The organism is Arthrobacter sp. M2012083 (genome assembly GCF_000281065.1).
Classification (GTDB): Bacteria; Actinomycetota; Actinomycetes; order Actinomycetales; family Micrococcaceae; genus Arthrobacter.
Genome location: NZ_AKKK01000003.1, coordinates 14,084 through 35,111, shown reverse-complemented (window position 1 = coordinate 35,111; position 21,028 = coordinate 14,084). Strand labels below are relative to the sequence as shown.

General features: G+C 62.9%; 15 protein-coding genes. 3 read left to right on the top strand and 12 right to left on the bottom strand.

Annotated features, from left to right (window positions below):
• Positions 1-29: 29 nt before the first annotated feature.
• The 5 genes from A477_RS0101400 to A477_RS0101380 all read right to left on the bottom strand — a co-directional run bounded on the left by A477_RS0101400 (position 30) and on the right by A477_RS0101380 (position 5,489).
• Positions 30-722: a response regulator gene (locus A477_RS0101400; RefSeq protein WP_017197262.1), complete on the bottom strand. Its 693-nt coding sequence runs from the start codon at positions 720-722 to the stop codon at positions 30-32.
• Positions 719-2,008 (bottom strand): sensor histidine kinase, encoded by a 1,290-nt coding sequence (locus A477_RS0101395; RefSeq protein ID WP_017197261.1) that lies wholly within the window; start codon positions 2,006-2,008, stop codon positions 719-721. Before A477_RS0101395 ends, A477_RS0101400 begins: the two co-directional genes overlap by 4 nt.
• Positions 2,009-2,034: 26 nt before the next feature.
• Complete coding sequence (locus tag A477_RS0101390) at positions 2,035-2,886, bottom strand: ABC-2 transporter permease (RefSeq protein ID WP_017197260.1); 852 nt, start codon at positions 2,884-2,886, stop codon at positions 2,035-2,037.
• A 2-nt stretch (positions 2,887-2,888) separates the two neighbouring features.
• Positions 2,889-3,833: an ABC transporter ATP-binding protein gene (locus tag A477_RS0101385; protein ID WP_017197259.1), complete on the bottom strand. Its 945-nt coding sequence runs from the start codon at positions 3,831-3,833 to the stop codon at positions 2,889-2,891.
• A gap of 153 nt (positions 3,834-3,986) precedes the next feature.
• Complete coding sequence (locus A477_RS0101380; RefSeq protein ID WP_017197258.1) at positions 3,987-5,489, bottom strand: bifunctional phosphatase PAP2/diacylglycerol kinase family protein; 1,503 nt, start codon at positions 5,487-5,489, stop codon at positions 3,987-3,989.
• A 55-nt stretch (positions 5,490-5,544) separates the two neighbouring features.
• On the opposite strand from A477_RS0101380, the gene A477_RS0101375 reads away from it, so the two are divergent.
• On the top strand, positions 5,545-6,249 hold the full coding sequence (locus tag A477_RS0101375; protein ID WP_017197257.1) for a phosphatase PAP2 family protein: 705 nt from the start codon (positions 5,545-5,547) through the stop codon (positions 6,247-6,249).
• On the opposite strand, the gene A477_RS0101370 is transcribed toward A477_RS0101375, so the two are convergent.
• From A477_RS0101370 to A477_RS0101360, 3 genes are all read right to left on the bottom strand, one after another.
• Positions 6,194-7,381 (bottom strand): MFS transporter, encoded by a 1,188-nt coding sequence (locus A477_RS0101370; RefSeq protein WP_017197256.1) that lies wholly within the window; start codon positions 7,379-7,381, stop codon positions 6,194-6,196. The genes A477_RS0101375 and A477_RS0101370 overlap by 56 nt on opposite strands.
• A complete protein-coding gene (locus A477_RS0101365; protein WP_017197255.1) occupies positions 7,378-8,145 on the bottom strand; it encodes a DeoR/GlpR family DNA-binding transcription regulator in 768 nt (255 codons plus the stop codon). The genes A477_RS0101370 and A477_RS0101365 overlap by 4 nt, the downstream gene beginning before the upstream one ends.
• Positions 8,146-8,300: 155 nt before the next feature.
• Positions 8,301-9,983 (bottom strand): ABC-F family ATP-binding cassette domain-containing protein, encoded by a 1,683-nt coding sequence (locus A477_RS0101360; RefSeq protein ID WP_017197254.1) that lies wholly within the window; start codon positions 9,981-9,983, stop codon positions 8,301-8,303.
• Between the two features lie 162 nt (positions 9,984-10,145).
• Between A477_RS0101360 and A477_RS0101355 the strand changes: the two genes are divergently transcribed.
• Positions 10,146-11,735 (top strand): serine hydrolase domain-containing protein, encoded by a 1,590-nt coding sequence (locus tag A477_RS0101355; protein WP_017197253.1) that lies wholly within the window; start codon positions 10,146-10,148, stop codon positions 11,733-11,735.
• Here A477_RS0101355 and A477_RS0101350 read toward each other — a convergent pair.
• The 4 genes from A477_RS0101350 to A477_RS0101335 all read right to left on the bottom strand — a co-directional run bounded on the left by A477_RS0101350 (position 11,719) and on the right by A477_RS0101335 (position 19,737).
• Complete coding sequence (locus tag A477_RS0101350) at positions 11,719-13,716, bottom strand: penicillin-binding transpeptidase domain-containing protein (protein ID WP_026005278.1); 1,998 nt, start codon at positions 13,714-13,716, stop codon at positions 11,719-11,721. The genes A477_RS0101355 and A477_RS0101350 overlap by 17 nt on opposite strands.
• A 114-nt stretch (positions 13,717-13,830) precedes the next feature.
• Positions 13,831-17,679: an NPCBM/NEW2 domain-containing protein gene (locus A477_RS0101345; RefSeq protein WP_017197251.1), complete on the bottom strand. Its 3,849-nt coding sequence runs from the start codon at positions 17,677-17,679 to the stop codon at positions 13,831-13,833.
• A gap of 124 nt (positions 17,680-17,803) precedes the next feature.
• Positions 17,804-18,460, bottom strand: a complete 657-nt coding sequence (locus A477_RS0101340; protein WP_017197250.1) for a response regulator — start codon at positions 18,458-18,460, stop codon at positions 17,804-17,806.
• Positions 18,457-19,737, bottom strand: a complete 1,281-nt coding sequence (locus A477_RS0101335) for a sensor histidine kinase (RefSeq protein WP_017197249.1) — start codon at positions 19,735-19,737, stop codon at positions 18,457-18,459. The genes A477_RS0101340 and A477_RS0101335 overlap by 4 nt, the downstream gene beginning before the upstream one ends.
• Positions 19,738-19,932: 195 nt before the next feature.
• On the opposite strand from A477_RS0101335, the gene A477_RS0101330 reads away from it, so the two are divergent.
• A complete protein-coding gene (locus A477_RS0101330) occupies positions 19,933-21,012 on the top strand; it encodes an ABC transporter permease (protein ID WP_026005277.1) in 1,080 nt (359 codons plus the stop codon).
• The last annotated feature ends 16 nt before the right edge of the window (positions 21,013-21,028 follow it).

The following is a 21,028-nucleotide window of genomic DNA, read 5'->3' as shown; positions in this document are numbered from 1 at the left end:
AGCAAGCTATTCGGAGGGCAGACTGAGTGTCAGTAGTCCGGGTTGCTCGGCACCACGAGCCCGGTTTCGTAGGCGTAGACCACAACCTGCACCCGGTCCCGGAGCTGCAGCTTGCTCAGGATCCGGCGGACGTGGGTCTTCACTGTGGCCTCGGATAGGAAGAACTTGTGGGCGATCTCAGCGTTTGAGAGGCCCTCCGCGATAGTGGTGAGGATTTCCGTTTCCCGTGGCGTGAGCTCGTCCAAGAGCGGATCGCGGTGCGGACTCGGTGAATGACCGGGCACGACGGCGCCGCGAACGTACGTTTCCAGCAGCCGTTGGGTGACACGCGGCGCCACCACTGCATCGCCACTGGCCACCAGTCGCACTGCGTGGACCAGCTCAGCGGGAGCAACATCCTTGAGCAGGAAAGCGGAGGCCCCGGCTTGTAGCCCGGTGAAGGCGTACTCATCAAGGTCGAAAGTGGTCAGGATGATGACCCGTGCATCGGAGCCTGAATCCGAGATCCGACGCGTTGCTTCAATGCCATCCATGCCGGGCATGCGTACGTCCATCAGCACGACGTCCGGTTGCAGGGCCTCCACCTGGCGCACGGCCTCAATCCCATCGGAAGCCTCGCCCACAACGTGGAAGTCTTCCTGGCCTTCAAGAATGAGCCGGAAGCCCATCCGCAGCAGTGGTTGATCGTCCACCAGCAGCACTTTGATGTTGTCTTCGGTCATGATTCCCCCTTTTCGCCGTTCCAGCGGAGCTCGGCATGGACTGCCCAACCTCCCCTTTTTCCTGGACCGGCAGTAACGATTCCAGCATAGATTCCGGCACGTTCATTCATTCCCGCAATGCCCTGCCCGGTCCCCAGGCTGCCCACGGATTCGTTGCTGCCCTCGCGGGTTCCGCGGCCGTCGTCGAGCACGTCAATGGTGACCAAATCGCCGTCGCGGGCCACGTGCACGTCAACGCGGCTCAGCGAACGTCCGTACCGCAGGACGTTGGTCAGCGACTCCTGCACGATCCTGTAGACGGTCAGTTCAAAGGCGGGGTCGGCCGGGAGGCCCGGACCCGTATGGGCGTAGTGCAGCGGCAGTCCGGCGGTGCGGAAACCGTCCAAGAGTTTGGCCAGGTTCTGCCCTGATTCAAGGGGCGTCAGCGGTGCCGGTCGCCCGGAGTCATCCCGCAGAACCCCGAGTACCCTGCGCATATCGGCCAGCGCGGCCCTGCCCGTGCGGGACAGTTCGCCGAGGACGTCGCCGGCCCGCTCCGGGTCCTTCTTGACCACTACGGCAGCCCCATCCGAGAGGCTGATCATCACTGTCAGCGAGTGCGCCACGACATCGTGCATTTCGCGGGCGATCCTGTTGCGCTCGGTGACCTTGCCGAGCTGCGTTGTCCGCGCGGCCCACGCCGCGATTTCCGCTTCATGTTCCCTGCGCTGCCGTACCGAAATGCCTATGCCCGTGGCCAGGAGGTTGGAGAGCATGATGGTTACGGCAGTGGCGATGTTGTTGATGAGGTGGAAGTTTTCAGGGACGTCCTGCAGGTTGTCCATCTCGCTGGGACTCGTCCACATGAACAAGTAGAGAAGGCTCAGGGGCAGGCTGGCTGCGGCAAAGACCACCAGCGTCAGCGCACGCTTCCTTAGGGACGCCACTGCATAGAGTGCAAACCAAAGACCCGCAGAAACGTTCGATCCCCAGGGGTTCAGGATGGTGGCGGCAATTTCCAGAAGCGCGACGGCGAGCACCACCTGAAGCGGAAACTGCCGCCTGAAGATCAGCGCGATGGCGATCAGCAGCAGGATTGCCACCACGAGCCACTTGCCATCGATGATCGAGGTAATGATGGTGGGCAACGCCAACAGAACGTAGCAAAGGATCACCACGGCATCCATGGCACGGGGCCGCTTGTAGAAGTAGCGCCGGATCCGGCCCCTGCGGCGCTGGGCAATTTCAGCGAAGGACGCGTCAGCTGTGGTGGCTGACGCGTCCCTCACCTGTGGTGCTTCAATCATGAATTGAGCCTAGACGGCAACCCGTCCTAGACGTCCCGCTTCTTGAGAAGGATCATGGCCAGGGCCACCGGTACAACCACCCAGGCGCCCAAGACCAGCGCAGCCTGCCACGCTTCCAGCGTGTCCGGGACATGCTCGACGGCGGTCATTGGGTTAAGCGTGTTGGTGGGCAGGTACTTGCTGGCTTCCTTGAAGAAGTCGCCGGGGATGAGCTGGAAAGCAATAGGCAGGACAAAGAAGATACCCACCAGGCTCATAATGCCACCTGCGGAGTTGCGGATGATCGTTCCCAAGGCCATGCCAATAGCAGCTACGGCGGCAACATAAATGCTGTTGACCAGCAGCAGCTTGATGGACTGCGAACTGCCCAGATCAAGCTTGAGGCCGTAGTTGTCAACAATGGGAAGCGACACGAGCCCCGCGATGTAGGTGGACACAGCAGTCAACAGGAAAGCGCTCACAACCACGACTATGAGCTTGGCCAGGAGTGGTGACAGCCGCCTGGGTACGGCAGCAAAGGTGGAGCGGGCCATGCCGGTGGTGAACTCGGAACTCATAAGCAATACGCCCAGGGAGCCGAGAATGAGCTGGGCGAACGCGATGCCTGAGGTGGGAATGGTGACGGCAAGGTCTCCGCCCTGGGCCGCGATGGCTGCTGCAGCTTGGGGGTCTTGCGTGGCTTGCTCGGCGAACTGTCCGGTTCCCCATGCCGCGAGGGCTGCGAAGCCCACCATGACCAGTGCCGTGGAGGCCAGGAGAATCAGCGTGGACATCAACGTGCGGAACTTGATGAATTCGGAATTGAGTACGCGGTGGAACGCCGGTCCGGGACCGACGGAGTTACGGATGGACTTGCGGTCCAAAGTGGTGGTGCTCATGTCTATTTCCCTCCGGCCTGAGCGGGAACCGAGGCCCCGGTGGTGATGTGCGAGTGGTATTCGACCTCGTCCTTGGTCAGTTCCATGTAAGCCTCTTCCAGGCTTGCCTGGAGCGGCGTCAGCTCGTAGAGCATGACCTGGTTGTCCAAGGCGGCGCGGGCGATGCCGCGGGGATCCAGGCCTGAAACCTCCAGCAGTTCGCGTTCGTGGACCTCCACGGAAACACCGGTTCCGGCAAGGAGCTGCATGAGGCGTTCCGGCTGATCGGTGCGGACACGGGTACGTGCGTGGCCCTTGCCGGTGATGATTTCGGCGATGGGTGCGTCGGCGATGATCCTGCCACGACCGATCACGATCAGGTGATCTGCCGTCAGTGCCATCTCGCTCATGAGGTGGCTGGACAGGAAAACTGTGCGGCCTTCTGAGGCCAGGTACTTGACGAGGTTGCGAACCCAGACCACGCCTTCAGGATCGAGGCCGTTGACCGGCTCGTCCAGGATGATGGTCTGCGGATCACCCAGCAGTGCGGCGGCAATGCCGAGGCGCTGGCCCATTCCGAGTGAGAATCCCTTGACCTTTTTCTTGGCAACATCACCCAGGCCGGTCATTTCGATGACTTCACGAACCCGGCTCTTGGGGATGCTGTGCGTCGCTGCCATGGCGAGAAGGTGGTTGTAGGCAGTGCGGCTCGTGTGGACAGCCTTGGCGTCCAAGAGTGCACCAATCTCTCGCAGCGGCGCCTTGTGCTGGGCGAAGGGCTCACCGTTCACCGTTACAGAGCCCGACGTCGGAGCGTCCAGTCCCATGATCATGCGCATTGTGGTTGACTTGCCGGCACCGTTCGGGCCCAGGAAGCCCGTCACCCGTCCGGCTTGGACAGTGAAACTGACGCCGCCAACGGCGGTCTTCTCGCCGTAGACCTTGGTCAGGCCTTTTGCTTCGATCATGGAAGCGTTCCCTCCTCGGAGCACATGTGTGTGCAAGTGAGTTTTGAATGTACCTACAACGCTACTCACGGAGGGGAGGTAAATCGCCTGTCTCAGGGATGATTCAGGGTTCAGTCAGGGTAGTCCTCGCGGATGACCCTCAAAGCAGTTGCTTCAGTCCGCCGGCAGCGGCGAATACACGGTGAGCTCGCGCGGCTTCACAGTGAAGATGGCACTCCGAACCCCCGGCTTCGGCTCCCCGTCAACGGCCAGGACCAATGGTTGCCCGATAGCCTCCACCGTGATGGTGGTGGCCTCCGTCAAGTGGGTGACTTTGGAGGCGGCAACGGTGCCGGTCACTACCGCCCAGAGCAATCGCGCCCGGGCGAACGGCTCGTCCGCGGTGATCATGCGCAGATCGAAGACACCGTCGTCCAGCACCGGCCTGCGAAGCGGTGCGTGGTCGCTGGGATAAAACCTGCCCCGGCCCAGGTAGAGAATCCAGAGCTTGTGCTTCACCCCATCCACCAGGAGTGTGGTGGGGGAGTTCACGCCGAACGTACGCAGTGATGCCACCAAACCGGCCAGAGGTTTACCCATGGCAGGCTGGAGCCGCTCCCGCCGCCTCACCAAGTTGGGATACACGCCTACGCTGGCGGTGTTCAACATGGCCAACTCCGAGGTTTCCGGTGCCTCAGGAAGGCCCCGCTGCACCACCACATGTCCCAGGTCGACGGACGCTGCATGTCCTTTGGTCACAGCGGCTATCGCGTCGTCGATCGAGCTGGTGCCGAGGTCGCGGGCAAAGTGGTTGAGGGTTCCACCCGGAAGCACCAGGAGGGGTAGTGAATGCTCGACGGCGGCGGCCGCGGCCGTGCCAACCGTTCCGTCACCGCCCCAGACACCAAGCGCAGCGGTGCCTGGCCGGGTTGCCGCCGCATCGATCTCGGCCGCGACGTCCTCGCCCTCGGCAATCTCCCGTATATAGGCCTTAGGGAATATGACTTTCAACAATTCCGCTGTCTCGGGGGAGTAGGAACCACCCAGGACGTTGACCGCGATACTCAGCCCTTCGCCGTCGGCAATTGCCGGTGCCTCCGCAGGGGTCCGCCGGGGAGTCGGTTCGGGCGGTCGAGCTGGCCACCACTTGCGGGTCAGCAGGGCTGCTCCCGCACCCAGGGCGGAACCGAACACCACATCGGAGGGCCAGTGGGCACCCGTGTGCACGCGCGAGTAGGCGACGCCCGCGGCGATGGGAGCCAACAAGGCGCCCAGCGTCGGGGAGACGATACCGGCGCCTACTGCGAAGGCCACCGCGGACGCGGAATGACCGGACGGCATGGAAGAACTGACCGGCTGGGGGTGAACAAAACGGAAGATAGGCAAGTGCTCAGGCAGTGGGCGGGTCCGCGGCAGCGCCGTTTTGAAGACCAGATTGGTAACCCCGGAGGCAACGCCCAAAGCAAGGAGCCCGTGCAGGGCTGCCCTTCGGGGCTTTCCAGGGAACGTAGCCATGATCCCTGCGATACCGAACCACAATTTTCCTTTGGTGGCCGCAGCAGAGAGTTCGCGGAAGAACACATCGTGATCTCCTTGGGGCTGCCGCGACACAGCCCGGACCAGGAAATGATCGAATCTCGCAACCCGTTTGGGGCCTTTGCCCAAGAAGCCTCGCATCCCATCACACTAACGCCTGCGGGTGCCGCCAAGCTGCCGTGGCTACGATGAATGGATGATTCGTGTACTCCATCCGCGTCAACCTCCCAGCTGGCAGCTGGTCACGCCCGGAGTACTCCTGCTCTGTGCGTTCGCAGTTCCCGGGGTGCTGATTATGGCCGGACAAGGCGAGCCGGCTTTCAACGGCGTGGACACCACCTGGCAGGCCTACGCCTTCAGCCTGCATTCACCCTTTTGGGATGGCGTGAACGTGGTCCTCAATTGGGCCGGCTACGCGGGGATGCTGGCCTTCCATGTGGTGCTCGCGATTTCGCTCGTCGTTTGGCAGCGACCCATGGCGGCGCTCTTCGCCGCCATGAGCGGTATCGCTGTGCTGGCACTAACGCAGCTTGCCAAAGCCGTGGTGGGTCGGGACAGGCCGGAAGCCGCGAAGGTGCTGACCGACACTGGTTCATACCCCTCGGGGCATGTCTCTGCGACAACTGCTTTCCTGCTGGTGCTTTCCCTCCTGATGGGGCGTTGGTGGATGGCCCTGATAGCAGTCATTGGCGTCATCGCCATGATGATCAGCCGCACCTATCTGTCGGCCCATTGGCTGAGCGACGTACTGGGCGGCGCCTGCCTCGCCGCCGGCATTGTCCTGCTGATGTGGTGGCGTTTTCGCGACATATGCACAAAGGAGAATGCTCAAGCGGACGGACAGACTATTTGCGCGGCAAAGGCTTCGCGACGCCGGCAAGCAACAGGGCAAGCAAAATAGGCGCTCCGATGGCCAGCAAGGCCATGTGGATTCCAGTGTGGTCGCCCAGGTAGCCCAGCAGCGGCGGGCCAGCCAGGAATGCTATGTAGCCGATAGTGGAAACCACTGACACGCGTGCAGCTGCATGCTTGGGATCGTCCGCTGCGGCCGACATTCCCATGGGGAAGGCCAATGCGGCACCGATGCCCCAGAGCGCTGCACCAACCCCGGCCAGGATCACGTTTCCGGCGAACACAAACAAGGCCAGGCCCACGGCAGCTGCGGCCATGCTGGCCCGGAGGACGTTCACTCGTCCAAACTTGTCGATCGCCTTGCCGCCCAGGAAGCGCATGACGGTCATGGCCAGGACGAAGAGCGCGAATAGCAGCGCGCCAGTGGATTCCGAAGCGCCAAGCCCGTCCACTGCAGCCTTCGCGATCCAGTCGTTGCCTGCGCCTTCGGTGAGCGTGGCACCAAGGACCACGACGCCGATAAGCAGCGTCCTGCCGTCCCGCCAAGCAGTGGGACCCTTCTCCGCCGCCAGGCCGCCGTCGTGTATTTCTTCCACCTCGTGCGGCAGGAAGTACTTGGGGACCGTCAGCGCCAAGGCGACGGCGATGGCCGCGATGACCAACAAGTGCTCCGGCAACCCGACACCCAGCTGGGAGAGACCTGCACCGATCAATGCGCCCAGGAAGGCGCCCCCGCTGAAGGCGGCGTGGAACTGCGGCATGATGGTGCGCTTAAGACGGTGCTCGACGTCCGCGCCCTCAATGTTCTGTGCCACATCCCACAGGCCGATACCGATACCGAAGAAGAAGAGGGCAACCGCCGTACCAGGCACGGAGGCGGCCATCAAAGAGAAGGCAATGGCGGCACCCGCGGCACCCGCCACGATCCCGGCCATCCGGACCGTATTGGCTGTACCGATCCGGCCCACCACCCATCCGGCTGATGGAAGCGCCAACAAAGACCCGACGGCCGTGCAAAGCAACAGAGTGCCCATCTGGCCGGACGTCAGGCTGAGTGCCTCGGTCACGGCAGGGATGCGGGCAGCCCAGCTGGCGAAGACCAAACCGTTCATGCCGAAGATCAGGAACGTCGCCACCGCAGCGGCGTTGACGTTGGTGGTGCTTCTGGTGTTGGTGGTCATGCAATCACAACTTCCACGGAGAGTTTGTTGAGCCGGGCAAGGTCTTCGGGGGATGGTTCCTGGTCTGTCACGATGACTGCCACGGTGTCCATGGCTGCAACGAGTGCCAGCGCGTTGGCATTCCATTTGCTTGTTGAGGCAGCCACCAACACCCTCGTTGCAGATTCCAGGCCGGCGCGCTTGACGGCGGCGTCCTCGAGGTCGTGGGCCAGCAGGCCGTCCTTGAGATTCAGCGCGCAGGGAGTTACGACGGCGGTGTCGAACCTCAGTGAGCGAACGTTGGCTTCAGTCATGGGTCCCCTGAACGACTGTTCCCCAGGAGTGAGGCGGCCACCAGGCAGGATGAGTTCCGGAGCGTGGCCATCCTTGTTGCTTGCCAGCGCCTCGACGCCATGCAGTGACATGGGCATGACCGTGAGTGCCCGGGTGCTCAGGCGCCGTGCAATCTCCGTCGCCGTTGATCCGCTGTCCAGCCACACGTGCTCGCGGTCCTTGATCAGCTGGTCTACCGCCGACGCGATTCGGACCTTGGCTTCCCGGTCTTCCAATTCGCGCTGCCCGTAGCCGGGGTTGTCCCCGCGTGCGAGCAAGCTGCGGGCGCCACCGTGGACTCGCTTCAGCACTCCGTTGGCTGCGAGAATCTCGAGGTCCCTTCGGACGGTAGCCCCGGAAGCTCCCGTGGCTTGGACGAGTTCATCCACCGTGGCTTCTTCGCGCGTGCGCAACAGCTCGCCAATGAGCCGGTGGCGGTCAGCAGTTCCCATGCTTCAACCGTAGCAAGGATTGCTCATTTAATCACCGTGAGTGATCATTTGAGCATCCAACGCTCTCTCACATCCCATGGCTTAAAGGGAAACGCTCTTGCAGCAACTGCAAGAGCGTCGGCCAGAAAGGGCTGTTGTGTGAGAGAGCGTCGGAACTACCGGGCGCGCTCCACCCGCTTCTCGTCCCAGACGGGTTCCTCAGACTCATAAACCTTCCCATCCGAGCCGAAGATCAGGAACCGATCAAAGGACTTAGCGAACCAACGGTCGTGCGTGACTGCCAGCACGGTGCCTTCGAAAGCATCGATTGCCCGCTCCAGGGCCTCGCCCGAGTGCAGGTCCAGGTTGTCCGTGGGCTCATCGAGCAGCAACAGGGTGGCGCCGGAGAGTTGCAGCAGCAGGATCTGGAACCGCGCCTGCTGACCGCCGGACAAAGACTCGTACTTCTGCTCGGACTGGGCAGCCAAACCGTACGAATCCAAGGCACCAGCGGCAGCCTCACGGGGAAGGCCGGAGCGGTGCTCATCGCCGCGGTGCAGGATCTCCAGCAACGTCCGGCCCAACAAATCCGGGCGGACATGCGTCTGGGCAAAGAAGCCGGGCCGAATACGAGCTCCAAGCTTCACGGTGCCCTCGTGGGGCACTTCGGCAATCACTACGTCGGACACCGGCAGGTGCTCGCGCTCGGGGTCTGTGCCGCCGGTGGCAAGGAGGCGCAGGAAGTGGCTCTTGCCTGAACCGTTGGATCCGAGCACACCAACGCGATCGCCAAACCAGATCTCGGTGGAGAACGGCTTCATGAGCCCGGTCAGTTCGAGCTTCTCGGCCACCACAGCACGCTTGGCCGTCCGTCCACCCTTGAGGCGCATCTTGACGTTCTGCTCGATGGGCAAGGCCTCGGGCGGGCCGGCTTCGAGGAACTTGGCCAGGCGGGTTTGCGCTGCTTGATACCGGTTAGCCATGTCCGAGCGGAAGGCGGCCTTGTTCTTGTACATGTTGACGAGTTCCTTGAGCTTCACGTGCTCCTCGTCCCAGCGCTTGCGGAGTTCCTCGAATCGGGCGTTACGGTCCGCACGGGCCTCAACGTAGGATCCGAACCCGCCGCCATGAATCCATGCGCCGGCACCGTTGATGCCCGGTTCGAGCGTGACGATGCGGCCGGCGGCGTTGTTAAGCAGCTCGCGGTCGTGGCTGATGAACAGCACGGTTTTCTTGGACTCGTTGAGCTTCCCCTCCAGCCAACGTTTGCCGGGGACGTCCAGGTAGTTGTCCGGCTCGTCGAGGAGCAGGAGCTCATCCGGACCCGCAAACAGGGCTTCGAGCACCAGGCGCTTCTGCTCGCCACCTGACAACGTGGAGGCGCGGCGGAACTGTGCCTTGTCGAAGGAGATTCCGAGGGCTGCCATGCAGACTTCATCCCAGACGGTCTCGACGTCGTACCCGCCGGCGTCTCCCCAGTCCACGATCGCCTGCGCGTACTTCATCTGCGTGGGCTCGTCGTCGTGCTCCATCATGGCCAGCTCGGCGTCCTCCACGGCCTTGGCAGCGGCGGCGAGGCCGGCCTGTGCCGTAGAAACCAGGAGATCCCGGACGGTGGATTCGTCACGTACCTGACCCACGAACTGCCGCATGATGCCCATGTTCCCGGAACGGCCCACCACGCCCTCGTCGGGGGTGAGATCGCCGGAAATGATCTTGAACAGGGTGGTCTTGCCCGTTCCGTTGGGTCCGATGAGTGCCGTCTTGGTGCCATCGGGGACCTTGAAAGTCACCCCATTGAGCAGCTGGGTGCCGTCGGAGAGGAAGTAGTCAATGCCGGAAACGTCAATATGGGCCACGTTTCAATCCTCCCACGGCGGCGTAATAGTGCTCGACGGCGATACCCGGCTTGCGTACCCGCCGGGACTTACGTCCGGCTGGCGGTGAATGCTTTTCTTTCTGTCCCCCTCTGCCGTGAAGAGCTACCGTGAAGAGACAATCGGCCCAAGGCAGGTGATGGCATGCACAGTGGTTTCGGGTCATCGCGAAGCCTTCTCGCGTGCCTGCTGGCCGCCACTATGGTGGGAAGCCTTGGCCCTCCGGGAGCCGGCAACACCGCAATCCCGGCAGCGACTGCGGAGATCCCCGGATCGGCCTATGGGGCGTTGGACGCCTTCCTCCGAGATCAGCTTGAGACGCTGGGGGTTCCCGGTGCCGCCGTCGTGGTTGTCCAGCACGGCGTCCAGGTGCATTCAGCTGCGTTTGGCCGCGCCGACGACTCCGGAAGGCCCATGACCGCTGAGACGCCTGTGCTCCTGGCCTCCACCACCAAGTCACTCACAGCAATTGCCGTGATGCAGCAGGTTGAGGCGGGCAGGCTGGAGTTGGATAAGCCTGTCCAGAAGTACTTGCCGTGGTTTGCGTTGAAGGATAGCCGCGCGTCCGCGATGACAGTCCGCCACCTGCTGCACCAAACCAGCGGAATGGCTTCGGCGGGTACGGCGTTTGAAGGGAGCGACACCCAAAATCCAGAAGCCCTGGAAGAAGGTGTCCGGGCACTGTCAGGGGCCCCTCTGGCCAGGTCACCTGGCGAAGCCTTCGGGTATGCCAACGCAAACTACAACATCCTGGGTCTCCTGGTTCAAACCGTCTCAGGCCAGCCTTTTGGCGATTATGTGAAGCAGCACGTCTTCGAACCCTTGGACATGATCCACAGCCACCCGACAAAGGCGGCCGCCCGCGCTGACAATGTTGCTGCCGGATATTCGCTGTGGTTTGGCTCGGTCTGGCGTCAGACGGATGCGCCAGCGCCAGCCACTGGTATGCCGTCCACCACCATGTACTCCTCCGCCGAGGACTTGGGCCACGAGTTAACGGCTCTGCTGGGGCAGGGTCGGTACGGCGACGCCCGCATCCTCCAGCCACACAGCGTGCATGCGATGTTTGAGCCCCGCGTGCAGGTGGACGGCTCCAAGGAGTACGGCATGGGGTGGTTCAGCCGTCCACTTGGAGAGTCCGCAGATCCTTCCAGGCAACCACCGGACGGAGAATTGCCGCTGCTGCTGGAACACCAGGGTGAATGGGGCAACTCGCACACGTACCTGGCAATGATTCCCGCTTCAGGAATTGGCGTCGCGTTGCTTATCAACGCCAATGACACTTCTGCGCCCTCACGGCTGAAGGCCGTGGATACCAACGTCTTGCGGATCCTGCACGGACAGCCCCCTGTGCCCACAGTGGTGCACGAGGACTGGCTGCAGCGCTACAGCTGGGCCGTCGCACTGGCGTTGCTGCTCGCAGAGTTGCTCAGTTTGTGGCTGGCACTTTCCATCCTGCTCAGGAGCCGCACATTACCCCGGAAGTGGAAGCCACTCGCCTTGGTTCTCAGCGCGCTTGGCTTGGATGCATTCGCACTGTGGTTGTGCTTCGTTTATGCACCCGCCAGGTTTGATACGAACCTGGCGGTCATCGTCCGCCAGTTTCCCGATGTCGGACTTTTCCTTGTACCGGTCCTGGCGTTGGCCCTTCTCGGGCCTATCCCACGAACAGCCCTGTTGCTCTGGAAGGCGCGGACGGCTCCGCACCCAAGCGTTGTCAGCCGGCCGCAGTGAGGAAGGACTTCAGCAGGGGTCCGCTGGTGGTGGCACCCAGGCCGCCTTCTTCCACGAACACGGCAACTGCCAGGTCTCCGTGCGTCGCTACGATCCACGCGTGCGTCTTGGGCGGGTTGTCATTGCCAAACTCCGCGGTACCTGTCTTGGCCCCTACTGGCGTCCCGGGGACTTCTGCAAGGAATCCAGCGTGTCCGGAGGTAACCACGGCCCTCATCATGTCTGAGAGCGCAGCGGCTTCCTCCTTGGTAATCGGCTTGGTGGACGCCGGTGATACGGGAACGGCGCTGACTGAAGCGGACGACGGGGATGCGGTGCCACTTTCGGTGGGCGTGGCACTGGTGCTGGGGTCCTGGGTGTCGGCCTGATTTTGGGCGGCGTCGGCGTTCAACACGAGCTGCGGCGAAACGGGCGCACCGTTGGCAACGGAAGCAGCCATGACCGCGGCAGAGAGCGGGGAAAAGAGCACCTTGCCCTGGCCAATCATGGAAGCAGCATGCTCGGTACCTTCGGCAGCGCCAGGAACAGAACCCAGGAACGCGTCAGCGCCAAGCTTGGGAGCTTCAACCGCTACGCCAAGGGCCTGGGCTGCGGATTCGAGCTGGTCCTGGCTGACGGCATCACGGGCGTTGATGAAGGCAGTGTTGCAGGAGTGTGCGAACGCGTCCCGCAGGGTCACCGAGCCGAGGGAGCTTTCCGGATAGCCTTCGGCATTTTTGAACGTACGGCCGTCCACAGTCAGCGTGGAGGGGCACTCAACCTTCGAGTCCGGCGTGGTGCCATTGCGGAACATCGCCAGGGAATCGACGATCTTGAACGTGGACCCTGGCGCATACTGACCAAGCAAAGCCGTGTTGTACCCGTTACTTCCAGGCCCCGACGCAGCAGCGAGGACAGCTCCGGTGGACGGCTTGAGGGCCACAATCGCCGATGCCGGTCCAACACCGGCCAGTGTCTCTTCGGCCAACTGCTGGAGTTTCAGGTCAAGGGTGGTTTTGAGCGTCGTGCCGGGGGACGGGAGAGACGAGAAGAACACCTTGGTGCCTCGCGTCTCCCCTTCAGACTTCGCCTCGGGCGTGGCAAGAACTTCCACGCCGTCCTTACCTCGCAGTAATGAGTCGTACTTCTGCTGCAGGCCGCCGGTACCCGTGGTGTCGCCGGCACGCAGCGCACCGTTGGAGTTTTCAATCTGTTCGGCACTGGCTTGGCCAACGCTGCCGAGCAGAGCCCTCGCAAAGGTCCGCGTGGGCGCCAGGGCCATGGAGTCCGGAATGCTCGACCCGCCCGGAATGGCCTCGATTTTCGCTTCGGTGATTTCCGCAGTGTAAGCGCGCAGCACGATGCCCTCGACGAAAGCCTGCGGGCCTGACGCGGCAACCTGCTTGGCGTACTCTTCAGCGTCCAGCCCGAGCAGCGCCGCCATGGCACGGGCGGAAGCGTCGGTTTGGTCTGCAGGAACCTTGGTTTTGTCGATGCCCACCCGGAAGACGGGCCGATCTTCAACGATCGGAGCCTCGCCGGCGCCGAGGATCTGACCGCGTTGGGCGGGGACGGTCTTGACCGACAGGGTCTCGCCCTCGGAGAGCTCCGGAGCCAGGAGTGCAGGGGTCCATTGGACAGCCCACTTGTCGCCGGACTTCTTCAGCGTGGCCTCGGAACTGTACTCCCACTTGGCCGAGCCAATGTTCCAGGTGTAATTAAGGGGAAAGGTTGCGGTGTCGCCGTCGAGTTTTACGTCTCCGGATGCGACCGCCGGCTTGGCGTCGAGTCCCTCGAAGACGGCTTTGAGTTGATCGTTGGCCGCGGCAGCGTCCTTGCCCTCAACAGCTAGTTGGCCGACGTCGAGCGCGGCAAGCGAGGAGGCCAGCTGCTTGGCTGCTCCTTCCGCACCGGCGCGGCCGTCATCGCACGCGGTCAATGAGCCAGCCATCACCAGTGATACAAGACCAAGGACAAGACGATGTTTCTTCAATTTCCCCATTTGCGACATTATGCCCGGTTCCCCTGACAGTTTCTTGTCCCGGCCAGCAGGCGGACGCCGCCGCCCACCACCCCCGGACGGAGGTGGCGAGCGACGGCGGTCCGCAAAGTCAGGCTAAGGAGTGCACGTGAACTTGGCATCACCCCAGACACCATGCGCTCCATTGATGGATCCGGAGGGGTCCACTACCAATTCCACATATGCAGCACCCGTAAGATCCACGGACACCGATTCAGGGGCGAACCCCGGTGTGTACGTGCGCGACTGGTACTTGTTCACGCCGTCGGCATTGACCTTGAAAATGATGTTGCCCCCGAAGCCGCTTTCAAGTCCCACGTGGGAGGTGAACGATGTGCACTTGCCACCCAGATAGTAGGTGATCTTGGACGGAGCGTGGACGCCCAATCCTTTACTGAACACGGGTTGCTGACCGGTCGCGGGGTCTGTGTAGTTGATGGCCAGCGGCTTGTCCGGGGACGATGCCGAGTCCTTGTTCGCGACGTTCTTCCCGATGACGCCATAACCGTTCAGAGCCTGAACCCACGGCGTTTCGGAGGCGTATACAGAACCAACCGGCACATCCGGCAGGGGCTGCGATGTCACCTTCCAATCGAAGAACTTCACGCGGCTGTCGGTGGGCAGGGTGACGGATACCAGCTCTTTGGTGGGGTTGAGCCGGACCATGTTGGAGAAAGCCTGGTACTTGTATTGGGTGTACTCCGGCGACGGCCCGTTGGCATTGTTGCGTCCCTGTTCGGAAACGGCCACCACAGCCCCGTTGAGGACGGACGGTTGCAACCAGTTGGGGAAGAAGATGGACTGCTGCTCGGTGGTCCCATCTGAGTACGCCAGGGTCAACACCGGGCTCGTGCCATTACCCACCGCGGCAGATCCAAGGACTGCCAAGTGCGTTCCCTTGCCCTTGACGGCAATGGTTTGCGCGGACAACGCCACCGAGTTGGGGACATCGGGTCCGACGGCCGGCCACGTGTAGTCAACCTGCGTCGGTTTTCCGGCGTCCACTGTCACCGTGCTGCCCGGCCGGACTCCGCCGGCAGGAACCGTGGCGGCGGCCAGCTGCTCGGCAGCGAAGGTGGCCCCGCCGCCGTCGAAGTTTCCAAGCGCCTTACCTGCCACCGTGGTGACCGAAACGGTGTTGTACGCCGCGGCCAGAGAACCAAAGGCTACGTAGATCTGGTTGCCGCCGGACACCGATTGGTTCGCGTCCGAAGCAACGTACGACGCCGAGACCCGCACAGTCTGTTGGCCCGCCTTTGCGCTGGAGCCGGGTTTGATGACGAATGTAGCCGTGGCCGTCGCGCCGCCGTCGACCTTCGCCGCGGTTGCGCCGGAGGAAGACACCACAGTCCAGCCCTCAGGCAGGATCGGGGTCAGGACGACGTTGGTCTTGGCTTTGGTTCCGGTGTTCACGAACGCCGCCGTGACCGTGGTTTCCTGATCCTGGAAAACCTGCTGGCCGGTTGTCACGCGAACCTCAGCTGCAACGTCCTCTTGGCTCTTGCCGCCCAATGGACCGGCTTGCTGTAGCTGGACAGTGGCGGACTGGTTGGAGGCGATGGAGCCCGTCTTCACCCAAATGGTGCCGTTGTTGGCCTCATCGAAGTACCAGCCGGTGGTTGCCGCGGCGTAGGCTGCCTGCGTGGAGTGCTGGGCCAGCTTGGTGCCGCCAATCTTCACGTCCTTGGGCGCTGCGCCGGCGTGGACTTTCAATTCATAGGGACGTGCCGCCGCCTTGCCGGTGTACTCACCCTTCCGCTCACCGATGGACACCTTGACGCTGCTGTTGCCTGTGCCTGGGGCATCCACGGAGAAGAGCTGGCTGGAGGACTTGCCATCCTTGAATTCGCGGGTCACCTTGTCGTCCTCGTACAAAGTAAAGGTGTTCTGGCCCTTGGCGTAGACGTCCAAGGTGATCATGGAATCTTCCGGAACCAACGAGGCGTTGCGGGCCACGATGCCTTGCGGGATCACCGCACCGGCACGAACGAAGACCGGCAGCTTGTCCAGCGGTGCGTTGTAACCGTTGAGGATCTGGCCGCCCTGGTAGAGCTTGCCGGTCCAGTAATCCACCCACTGCTGGCCTGCGGGGAGGAAGATGCCATTGCGGACATCGGTCTGGGTGAAGACCGGGGCCACAAGGAAATCGGAACCGAGCATGAACTGGTTGTTCGCCTCGGCACCGTAGGACCATTCCTGGTCAGGGAACTCAAGGGCCATGGAACGCATCATGGAAACCCCGCTTGAGGATGACTCCTGAGCCAGCGTGTAAATGAAGGGCATGAGCTGCTGGCGGAGCTGGAGGTACTGGCGGTTGATGGCAGTCGCCTCGTCGCCGTAGAGCCACGGACGCTTGTCCGTCGCCGCCCAGCCGGACATGGAGTAGAGCGCCGGGGCGAAAGCCTTCCACTGGAGGTCGCGAACGTACGACTCAGCAGAGCCGCCGAAGATGCCGTCAACGTCACCGGTGGTGAACGCCAAACCTGAGTTGCCGGCGCCGGTGAGGGCCGAGACCTGCCAGCGGACGGCGTCGAGGTTTCCTGAATGATCGCCCGTCCACTGCATGCCACAGCGCTGGGAGCCGGCCCAGCCTTCAACCATCAGCGAGGTGCCGCGGGCATTTGAGTACTGTTCGATGCCTCCGTGCGCCGCTTCGCAACCGGTGAGCGCTTGGCGGTAGCCCTGGCCCACCCACGCGACGTCCAGCTTGCGGAGCCGGACACCGGCCTCGCCCACTTCGTATTCCTGGTTGGTCAAAGAGCGCTGCGTCCACAGGCCAACTTTGAGGTCGGTTTCTTCCTCGATGTTGCTCACGGTTTCAGGAAGTTGCTGGTATTCACAGCCGTAGCCGTCGTTGACCAGCATCCAGCCGGCGGGCATGTCATTCTCAACGAACTTCCGGGCGGTCTTGATGGCGTCGGGGGTCTTCTGCTTGGCGCCGTCGGGATCGCCGTAACCGGAGGAGGAGTAGCCCGGGTTGGAGCGGTTGTAGCAGTCAGCATCGCCGTACTCCAAAGCGTAGACCGGGGGCATCATCGGCTTGCCGGTCAGCGTGGTGTAGGCGCCCAGGGACTGCTTGTAGTCACCCACGAAGTAGTAGGCGTCAAAACGCTTTTCCTCATGCGTAGTGGTGGGCTGGCCAGCGAAGTTGTAGGAGCCGCGGGCGAACGTGTCGCGGAGGACTCCGTAGCCCTTGGAGGACATGTAGTAGGGCACAGCGTTGGGGTAGCCGTCGTCGTCCCAGTCGAAGTTCTTGGCGATGTTGATCAGAGCGCCGGTGTGGACGGAGCGGCCGTTCTGCATGCCGCCACCGATGAACTGCTCGCCGTCCTGCTGGGCGAGGTGCTGTGTGGCCGAGTTGGCGCCGAAGGTGATGGGCGCGGACTCCTCCAGGACCAGCGAGCCGTCAGCCCTGAGGACGCGGAGTTGGGTTGTGGCCTTGCTGATCTCGACGCTGATCTTTGCGGTCTTCAAAACCAGCCAATCGCCATCCGTTACGGTGGGCGTGCTGCCGGGGAATTTGTCCTTGCCCACCACGATGTTGGCAGTCCTGGCAGGGTCGCCTTGGTCGGTGTTGGCCGGGTCGGTGAACTTTCCGCTGGGGTCAGCTTCCAAACGGAAGTTGCCGTCGTCCAGGAACGTGACCCTGATGGCGCCCTTTTCAGCGGAAAGGTCGACGACGTTTCCGGACTGGGTGAACCCGGTCACCGCTCCGAGGGGTACTCCGGCGGCATCGACTGGGACTTCGGGGGTGACGGTTTTGATGGATGCCGGGTCGCCGGGAGCGGCATTGGCAGCTGAGGCAAAGGTGAGTGCGGGGATGGTTCCGGCGAGGAGCAGCGAGGCGAGGCCGAGGGAGGCGGCCTTCCTGGCTAGCGAACCTTTTCTGCGGTCTCCGGAGCTGTGGGGGACAGCGCCGGATAAGCCCAAGGAGGGTGCGGACATGTGGGGCCAACTTTCGACGAGTGACTGTTTGTGATCTAACTCATAGCGAAACGTGCACTAATCGTCACTGCAAAAAGGCCAAAGGTCAACCGTTTCACCAAAATTGCCTATCCACCTAGGGGAGTCAGTGGCCGCGGATAATCCTGCGCTGCGTAGCGACGGCAATGGCTGCCGTACGGTTGTCCACCCCGAGCTTGGAGTAGATATGCACTAGGTGAGTCTTCACCGTGGCCTCGGATATGAAGAGTTGCTTGGCCATGGCGCGGTTGCTCATTCCCGTCGCCAAGAGCTCCAACAGTTGGACTTCCCGGCCGCTCAACGCCGGTGAGGGGTTCCGGATGCGTCCCATGAGGCGCGCAGCGACCTCGGGTGCCAGTGCGGTTTGCCCGGCAGCTGCGGACAACACTGCCTGGCGGATCTGATCCGGCGGGGCGTCCTTCAGCATGTAGCCGCTGGCGCCAGCCTCCACTGCGGCGAGGATATCGGCGTCGGTGTCGTACGTCGTCAGAATCAACACGGGTGGCGGGGGATTACCGCCCTCGCCGGCCTTGATCTTCTCCGTGGCCGTCACACCGTCCATGCCGCTGCCCATTTGCAGATCCATGAGCACCAGGTCCACGGGCTCGCCAAGGGTTTGCAGCCTGCTGAGTTCCACCAGGGCAGCGTCACCATTCGCCGCCTCAGCCACCACCGTGACACCCGGGAAGTCGGCGAGCATTGCCCGCAGCCCCGCCCGAACCACCGGGTGGTCGTCCACCAACAAGACACGGATATCACTCACGCAGCACCTTCATCCGCCGGCAGCGGCACGCGAACCGCAACAACTGTCCCTTCACCGGGCGCCGACTCGATCTCCAAGCGGCCGTCCAGCGCGGCCAGCCGCTCACGCAAGCTCTGAAGCCCGACGCCGGTGCCGTCGCCACGCGCTGTACCTGCCGCCGTCGACGGTTCGAAACCTATGCCGTCGTCGAAAACATCCAACGTCACCTCCGCGCCCAGAAAGGACAGCGTCACGACGGCGGCCCGAGCGTGGGCATGCGCCCACACGTTCGCGAGGGAAGCCTGGGCCGCCCGGAGCAGGGTGGTCTGGTACGTATTCGGCAGCTCTACGGGCGCACCCACCAGCTCGAAGCGGCAGCGCAACGCGGAACCCCGGGCGGCAGCTTCCGTCTCCGTTTTTTCACAGAGTCGTCGGAGCGTGTCCACGAGTCCCGATTGCTCAAGATCCGGTGAACGCAAGCCGCGCACAAAGCTCCGCGCTTCGGCAAGGTTGGCCGATGCTGTGTCCTGAACGATTTTCAAGCTCTCCCTCGCCGTCTCCACATCGCTGCTCTCCAAGGCTTTCTCCGCGGACCTGCCCATCAGCACAATGCTTGAGAAGCCCTGAGCCAAGGTGTCGTGGATTTCCCGGGCGATCCGTTCACGTTCAGCCAGCATTCCGGCGTCGTGCTGGGTTCGGGCAAGCTCGGCGCGTGTCCTGCGCAGCTCGTCGGCAACTGTGCGTTGGTTTTCGGCTTCCAGGAACAGTGCCCGGTAAGCCAGCCCTGTAACCACCGCAAAGACGGCCCCGAACACCGGTCCCAGGATCATCGAAAGCTGCAGGCCGCCGTCGGACGATCCCCGGCTGTGGAACCACAGCGTGCCCACCAGAAGGGCAGTACTCACAGCAATCGCGGGTAACGCGAGTCCACGGGGGAGCAGGTGCAATTGCAGGAAGAAGAGCGGGAACGCCACCCATGCGAAGTCGCTGCTGACCAGGAGGAGGAGCAACCACAAGAGCATCACCGCGGCAAGCCACCAGCGTGCGTACTTTGAGGGGTTGAACCGCGAGGGGTCGCTTGAATGGCGCTTCTCCAGAACGGTTCCGGCGAGATAGACGGCAGCCAGCAGGGCGGAAAGCCCCAAACCGGCGGTCAGTGCCACCGGCGAGGGCGTCCCGGCGGTTCCCACGCCAGTCAGCAAACGAACGACTGCCACCAGCAGCAGGACCGCGAAACCGACATGCAGGCTCACGCGCAGCACGCGGAGGATTGTGGCGGCGCCAGCGGGAGACTGCATGCTTCCCAGCGTATCCCCGGCGTTGTGCGAACCGCCCCGGATTCAGCGCTCCAGGGCGGGAATCAACCATTTGGATGATCGCCGGTTCAACCCCTCGACGCCAGGTAATCCACCCGGCTCCCGATGCTCCTTGGAGCCATCCCCGAAAGAGTTGATAGTGCCGGGACCAAGCCCGCATTGAATCGAAGGAATCCGATGTTTCTCGCCATCCGCGACATCCGTTTTGCCAAGGGCCGTTTTGCGCTCATGGGCGGCGTCGTTGCACTGATCACCTTGTTGCTCGTCATGCTTTCCGGGCTAACGGCGGGCTTGGGCAACCAATCGACGTCGGCCATTGAGGTCCTGCCCGCTCAGCAGATTGTCTTTGGCGCTCCCGCCGGAAGTGAGGCCACGGCGTCGTACACAGAGTCCGAGGTTTCCACGGCACAGCTTGAGACCTGGCGGGAACAGCCGGGCGTGACTTCGGCGCAGGCACTCGGAATCAGCCAGACGCGCTTCCAGTCTTTGGGTGGGGGTGGCACTCCGAGCGGCACGGCGAATGCTGCAGTCTTTGGCGGCTCCTTGGCACCGTCTGCTGTGGAGGACGGAACCGTCGTCGTGGGCGAAACTCTGGCCAAGGAGCTATCGCTGGAGGCCGGTAGCCTCGTCCGGGTTGGCGGGACGGACCTCAAGGTCTCGGACGTTGTGGAGGACCAGTGGTACTCCCACACCGGAGTGGTGTGGACGACGCTCGACACCTGGCGGACCATCGCGCACGCGGCACCCGGCACTGCCACTGTCCTCGCTGTAAAGCACGACGCCGGATCCACCGTTGACCTCGACGCAGCCAATACGGCGGCTGGCACGGTCAGCACCGATCCCGAGGGCTCTTTTCAGGCGCTGGGCTCGTACAAGAGTGAGAACGGATCACTCATGCTCATGCAGGCATTTCTTTACGGCATCTCAGCCTTGGTGATCGTCGCCTTCTTGACCGTCTGGACTGTGCAGCGCACACGTGACATCGCCGTGCTCAAAGCTTTAGGGGCACCGTCCGGCTACGTAGTGCGGGATGCCCTCGCCCAGGCGGCCCTGGTATTGCTGGTTGGCGCCTCAGTTGGCGGTCTTGTTGGTCTGGCGGGCGGTATCTTCGCGGCGCAGGCTGCACCTTTCCTGATCACGCCTATGACCACGCTGGCACCCATTGCAGGGATCATCCTCCTTGGCTTGGCTGGCGCGGTCCTGGCGGTCAGAAACGTGACCAAGGTGGATCCTCTGCTGGCCCTCGGCGGCAACTAATACATTCCTAGAAAGG